Here is a 6768-nt window from a genome sequence, read left to right on the forward strand (position 1 = left end):
GAAGGAAGAAGGAAAAGGGAAGAAGGAGTAAATGTTGAAAAAAAGGAAAAATGATTGAGCCTTCACTCCCTTCAAATAAAGCTATAAAAATATGAAATTATCGGTGAAAAAAACTGTAGGACTTTGGTTACCAAATTCCATTTGCGCTTGGGGAAAGGAGACTAAACCCCTAGGGTCATTTCAGTTTAAAAGGGGAGGGTTTGGAGACCAAACCCCTACGGTAAAATATTACAACATAAGCGCGGATTGCTATAGTTAAAACTGCTGTAAAAAGCGTAAGTCACTAGCATAAACTCGTCGAATATCATCAATTTGGTGTAGCACCATAGCAAATCTTTCTACCCCAAAACCTGCTGCAAAACCTGTATATTTTTCCGGATCGTAACCTACTGCTTGTAAAACATTGGGGTCTACCATCCCACAACCTAATACTTCTAACCATTTGCCATTCCATTGTAAATCTACTTCTGCTGAAGGTTCGGTAAATGGGAAATAACTAGCGCGGAAACGAATTGGTAAATCTCCAAACATTTGTCGGAGGAATTCTTTAATAGTTCCTTTGAGGTCAGAAAATCTTAATCCTTCATCTACTGCCAAAAGTTCAAGTTGATGGAAAACTGCAGCATGGGTTGCATCTACAGTATCCCGACGATAAACACGACCAGGAGCAACAACTCGGATGGGAGGTTCATGTTTTTCCATGTAGCGGATCTGGACTGATGAGGTATGAGTCCGCATTAAATTTCCGTCTGGTAGGTAAAAGGTATCCTGCATATCTCTCGCGGGGTGGTCTGGCGGAGTATTCAGAGCTTCAAAGTTATAGTAGTCACTTTCCATTTCTGGACCTGTGGAGATTGTATACCCTAAACCAACGAAAATGTCAAGGGCACGGTCAATGAGGCCATTCAGAGGGTGAATTTTTCCCTGGGAGCGGTTTACCCCTGGCATACTAACATCTAAAGTTTCCGCTTGAAGTTGGGCTGCAATTTCCGCTGCTTGTAAACTGCTACGTTTTTCGTCTAGGTTGGTTTGGATAGCTTGTTTAACTTCATTGGCGATCGCTCCTACTTTTGGTCGTTCCTCTGGACTGAGTTTACCCATTGCACCGAGAATTTTGGACACTTGACCTTTTTTGCCTAGATAACTAATCCGCAAATCTTCTAAATTTTCTAGACTTTCTGCTATGGCGATCGCTTCTGTTGCTGCTTGGCGTAATTCTTCTAATTGGGTTTCTATATCACTTATCTGCATAATGGGTGAATAATATTTACAATACTTTTATTTTTGCGCAGGTTGAATACAAATTATAATTTGCAGTCTGATTTTATCATTGGAATAGATATTCTATCTATATGATTGTTCTTAATTAGGGCTGGCTGATTAAACCTGAAAGCATTGAAAGATAAAAGTTTTATGCTTTTTAAGGGCTTAAAAAGTGTCAGCTTTTTGGTCGATAGAGCTGCAAAAAGTGAGTATTTTATATCAAATCCTGATAATTATTTGATTAAATATAAGAGCCTTCAAATATAAAAGTTTTAGGCTTTTTAAGTCCTGAAAAAGTGCCAGCTTTTAAGTTGCTCAGGTTCAAAAAGTTAGTATTTTTTGCTCACTATGGTAGAAAAATTAAGGAACTATCCTTTTGACTACCTACTGTATAACTCCCATTTTCTCCTGACTCCTCCTCCTTAAGAAAAGACTTTTGAGCGCAAACCTTAGTTAGTATATCCAAGTCATTCCGACTGGAACGGAGTGGAAGGTTTGCGGAGCATTCCGGAACAGATAGCAATCTCTTATATTTAGGAGATTGTTTCCTATCGTCGCAATGACGACTATTCAAGAGGATTCTATATTACGCAAGAGTTGGGCAGAAACATCACTTTGACAATTCTTCCTTCTATCTCCTCTATAATTCTGCTGACTCCTCCCCTCACCCAACTGATTTTTCCCTATTCCCTATTCCCTATTCCCTATTCCCTTGAACATAAGTCAATTTATCATATGAAGATATATATTAGGTAATACCAGTTTTAAAAAGTATTGCTACATTAAGTTTTTTGCTAGGTAGGGGACTAGAAAGTTTAGCAATAGACAAAAATCAAGACTGAAGAATAATTTTTCCCTATACCCTGTTCCCTATACCCTGTTCCCTGTTCCCTTAAAAAAATGAAAATATTAGTTAGTAACGACGACGGCATTTTTGCCGAAGGTATCCGGAGTTTGGCTAATGGTTTAGCAGCAGTAGGCCATGAAGTTATTGTTGTTTGTCCTGACAAAGAACGGTCAGCCACAGGTCACAGTTTAACATTATATCAACCAATTCGGGCCGAAATTGTCAAATCAATTTTTGATGATCGGATAACAGCTTGGGCTTGTTCTGGTACTCCTTCTGACTGTGTAAAGTTAGCCCTATTTGGCTTATTAGAAACTAAACCAGATTTAGTATTAGCAGGAATTAATCATGGCCCAAACTTAGGAACAGATATTTTATATTCTGGTACTGTTTCTGCTGCTATGGAAGGAATAGTTGAAAATATTCCTAGCATTGCCTTGAGTTTAGGCAGTTACACTTCTAGAGAATTTGAAGTTGCTGTCAATTTTGCTCAAAGTTTCGTGCAGAAAATAGAAAACCAACCTTTACAAAATTTAATGTTACTAAATGTAAATATTCCAGCAGTCAAAGAAACAGAAATAGCAGGAGTAAAAATTACCCGTCAAGGAATCCGTAGATACATAGATATCTTTGAAAAACGAGTCGATCCGCGAGGCAAAACCTACTATTGGCTAGCTGGAGAATTGCAGGAAGATGTAGAAGAAACTAACAATGAAACCTCAGTAGAAAAATTACCAACAGATATTCAAGCAATCCGTGAAAAATATATTACAATTACCCCCTTGCAATACAATCTAACTTATGGTAAACAATTGGGCAATCTACAAAAGTGGAAAATTGATAATTTTCGTGAATAGTTAACACTAATAGAATAGAAAATAAGGCTACACTATATTAAAGAATAAGCAAGATATTTCAGATTCCAGATCGAAAAACTTTAGCTCTCTAACTGGTAATAATTGTCGTTGATTTCTCAAAAACAAATATGAACGCTCCCACATCTAAAAGTAATTATGTTACCTGCCCAATTTGCAATCGTCACAGTGTTGCAGAATCGGTAGAAATGTTTAATGGGCTATTTACCTGTCCATATTGTCATTCCCATATAGTAATAAGTTGGAGTGGCCATTATGTCAGAGACCCCTTAGCAATCCAACAACTAGATATTGGACAAATGCTTAGACAGCAAAGTAGACCTTTGGCAAGGTTACGCCGTGATTTGACTCGCCAGTATTTACCAATAGTTGCCGTGATTGGTAGTGCAATATTTTTTGGGGGAGCGATCGCCGCTTTAAGTAGGTATGATTTTAGGTTGGGTATATTTGATGGAGTATTAGAGTGGGTGCAAGAAAAAGAATTGTTTGATAATCAAAAGAGTCAGTAGTTATTGAATTTATACTATTTTTTTAAAGAATTATAAGGATAGGACTTACAGCAGTTTTCAAATTGATAAACCACAGTTTTTAAAGTAACCTTAAAGTATTTTATGGTAAGCATTCAGCCGTCAGCTAACAGCTATTGCTTTTGGTGTGAATTTAAAGCTGTATTAATTAAGCCAGAATTAAACCTTACTACAAAAGTTGTTAAAGTCTATATCCGTTAAAATCTCTCCTTAAAATCAGGGTTTTATTGCTGTTTGCGTAGCATTCCGCAGGAAGATCTGACAAGCTAATAGCTGTTTGCGCAGCATTCCGCAGGAAATGCTTACATTTTATGATTGGTTATTGCTGATTACCAAAATATTTTTTCTATTCCAATAAATTCTGCTGTAAGGACTCAATAAACTTTATTTGAGGGGTTAGTATATTTATGTTGGAAGAAAATGAAATAGTATATGAAATTTTACAGGAAAAAGATATAGAACAAACAATTAATTGTTTGGTTGATGTATTTCCTAGTGCAGAACCTATGTCAAAAGCACTTCAAGTTACACCTAGTGAGTTATATCCTTTTGCTGAGATGATTTGCCAAAAAGCTGTGGCAGAAGGATTATCTCATGTTGCTAAAGATCCTGCTACTTCAGAAGTAGCAGGGTTTATTATTTCAGAGCATTTATCAAATGAGTCAGAGGAAGAAGTACATAAAAATATTCCTCAAAAATTTGAAGTTTTTTCCCAAGTTTTAAAAGAGCTACATGAGCAGTACGAGATGGAAAAAAAACTCGTCAATAGCAAGATATTTCATATCTTTTTATTAGGAGCTAGAGAAAAATATAGAGGCAGAAAAATTGGCAATAAATTACTTGAAAATAATCTCAAGATGGCAGCTCAAGCAGGCTTTTCCCAAGCAATAGTAGAAGCTAGTGGAAAGATATCGCAGCACATTTGTCGGAAGTATGGTTTTGAGGATAGAGTTTCTTTAGATTATTAGACTTATGAATATAAAGGGGTTAAAGTATTTGAGGAAATCAAGGAGCATCAAAACTGTATTTTAATGGAAAAAGCATTGATAATGAATAATGGATAATGGATAATGGATAATTGATAATTAGAGCTTGCTGATTAATTTTCAAAGCATCGACAGACAAAGGTTTTAGGCTTTTTAAGGTCTAAAAAAGTGCCAGATTTTCACTCTAAAACTCTCAAAAATCTAGTATTTGTAGGTAGGTTGAATTATCCGTACAATAGCAATGGAAATTCAAAATAGTGAGAAGCTCTTGAAAATTGGCTTCTGGATTATTTTTCATATTTTTTATTTTACAGCGCTTTTCAGATTGATGAACCACATCGCCATAACCAAAACCCCGTAGGGACGTTGCATGCAACGTCCCTACTGTGGTCTAGTGAAATGAAAACCGCTGTAAGGGATTTGCAACTTAATAAAGTACCAATTATTAATAAATAAAAAAAGCCTGTGTCTGTCCGAAACGAGGCGGTGATATTAGACTCAACCTTAATCGGAAACAGTCAACCTAGCCGACGCAATCTCTACTCTATAAATTAGCTGGTAGTCTATTTTTTTGCTAGTCCCTAACCTTTATTTATGCCGACCTACTTAAATTTATAATTAGAGATAGTTTTCATTATCAATAATCAATTATCAATTACCAATTACTTCCCTTGCCTTCTCTTGTTACTAACGCCCATCCTTTGACAGTATTCAAAACCTGAAAATTCTCTAGGGGAAGATTATTTAGAGTTGATGCTTCAACTAATAGATAGGGTTGAGGTAAATTTTGCCATTCCTGTTGAATTTTATTTGGTCCAACACGCTTAATTAGGCGATCGCTATAAAAATTTAAAGAGGGGCGGTCTCTAGTATCAAAAGAATAAATAATCTGACCGGGGGATGTATTTTTCTGAATCATTTCTCCGACTGGTTTGACAAGATAATCTTCTTCCAGTTCCCATATCCAATGAGGGGAGCTAACAAACATTAGTAGAGAAAGATATGTTCCCCAAATTAAGATTGACAAAAACTGACGGTCTTGTTGGTTTAATAGTAGAGTTCCCATTGTCATTGTCAAAGCAACAGCGACAGAAATTAACTGTAACTCTAAATTAGGTTTTGCCAAATTTGACTCTGCTAGATGAAAAGCACCTCCAAAGTAAAGACAAGCAACCCAAGCAATTAAAGCTAGTAGTGCAAATAAAGCTACGACCAAACGATGATAAACAGTGGGAATACCCCAGGGATGGTTTGCACTATCCCCCTCAGTTGGGAGATATTCATCAGTAGAAAACTGAAAGTATCCTAAATCTAATGGAAATTGATGCCAAATTTCTGTTAAATAACTACCCACTGCTAAAGCAAAAGTTGGATAAATAGGCAATACATACCAGGGAAGTTTAGTATTCATCAGGGAAATAGCTAATAAATAGACTCCACTCCAAACCAAAACTAATTTTCCCCAACTCAAATTACGATTTTTCCAACTTAAATATAATCCTGGCAACCAGAATAATTGCCACGGGAAACTATACTCAATAATTTCCAATAAATAATACCAAATAGGTCCGTCGTGACTACCTACAGGTTGCCAAATACGTTTGAGAGATTGATGGAAAAAGTTGGCATGGAAAAATTCAATACCGTAATGGAAAAATTGAGCTGTGTACCACAGAAAAACTGGCAGCATACCTAATAGGATACCACCCCAAAAATATTTACTATTTAATAGTCGAGGAGTATCCCACAAGAGAAACAAAAAAGCGATCGCTCCTAAAAGTAATCCTAAAATAATTCCTTTAGTGAGGGAAACTAAAGCAAAACTAATTCCGATAGCGAGAGAATAGCGGAGGTTGTAGCGGGAGCGCAACACACACCAAATCATCAATAAAAAAAAACAAAGTACCGCTCCATCCAACATTGCTAAACGTCCGTGTCGGACTACGGGTAGCAAAGTTAAGTAAACCAAAGCGGTAAAAATTGCCGGAGTGCGGGGGCGAAATAATTCTCGACTAACGCAATAAATTAAGGGTACAGAAAATGCGGTTAATAAAGCAGGAGATAAACGAGCGGTTAATTCACTAACTCCTGCAATTTTATAGACAAAAGCGATAGACCAATGTATTAATGGTGGTTTATTAAAATAGGGGGTATTGTTAATAGTAGGATAAAGCCAATTCCATTTTTCTCGGCTAATTTCTCTCGCTACTTGGGCAACTATTCCTTCATCCCAATCTCGTAAAGGTAATGTTCCTAAATTAGTATAGAAA

General features: G+C 36.5%; 5 protein-coding genes. 3 read left to right on the forward strand and 2 right to left on the reverse strand.

Annotated elements, in window-relative coordinates:
• Positions 1-255: 255 nt before the first annotated feature.
• Positions 256-1251, reverse strand: a complete 996-nt coding sequence (gene pheS / locus AFK68_RS16690; RefSeq protein WP_094673758.1) for a phenylalanine--tRNA ligase subunit alpha — start codon at positions 1249-1251, stop codon at positions 256-258.
• Between the two features lie 912 nt (positions 1252-2163).
• On the opposite strand from pheS, the gene surE reads away from it, so the two are divergent.
• From surE to AFK68_RS16705, 3 genes are all read left to right on the forward strand, one after another.
• The gene (surE, locus tag AFK68_RS16695; protein ID WP_094673759.1) at positions 2164-2967 is read left to right on the forward strand and encodes a 5'/3'-nucleotidase SurE; all 804 of its coding nucleotides are present in this window, start codon (positions 2164-2166) and stop codon (positions 2965-2967) included.
• Positions 2968-3095: 128 nt separating this feature from the next.
• Positions 3096-3494 carry a hypothetical protein gene (locus tag AFK68_RS16700; protein WP_094673760.1) on the forward strand — a complete coding sequence of 133 codons (399 nt, stop codon included), beginning with the start codon at positions 3096-3098 and terminating at the stop codon, positions 3492-3494.
• Positions 3495-3919: 425 nt separating this feature from the next.
• On the forward strand, positions 3920-4480 hold the full coding sequence (locus AFK68_RS16705) for a GNAT family N-acetyltransferase (RefSeq protein ID WP_094673761.1): 561 nt from the start codon (positions 3920-3922) through the stop codon (positions 4478-4480).
• A 673-nt stretch (positions 4481-5153) separates the two neighbouring features.
• Here AFK68_RS16705 and AFK68_RS16710 read toward each other — a convergent pair.
• Positions 5154-6768: glycosyltransferase family 39 protein (locus tag AFK68_RS16710; RefSeq protein WP_094673762.1), on the reverse strand; the 1615-nt coding region annotated here is incomplete at its 5' end.

It is taken from the genome of Hydrocoleum sp. CS-953 (assembly GCF_002260545.1).
Taxonomy (GTDB): domain Bacteria; phylum Cyanobacteriota; class Cyanobacteriia; order Cyanobacteriales; family Microcoleaceae; genus Trichodesmium.

Excerpts from the sequence above, each read along its gene's own strand:
- pheS (WP_094673758.1), bottom strand. The coding sequence starts at position 1,251 with ATGCAGATAAGTGATATAGAAACCCAATTAGAAGAATTACGCCAAGCA.
- surE (WP_094673759.1), top strand. The coding sequence starts at position 2,164 with ATGAAAATATTAGTTAGTAACGACGACGGCATTTTTGCCGAAGGTATC.
- AFK68_RS16700 (WP_094673760.1), top strand. The coding sequence starts at position 3,096 with ATGAACGCTCCCACATCTAAAAGTAATTATGTTACCTGCCCAATTTGC.
- AFK68_RS16705 (WP_094673761.1), top strand. The coding sequence starts at position 3,920 with ATGTTGGAAGAAAATGAAATAGTATATGAAATTTTACAGGAAAAAGAT.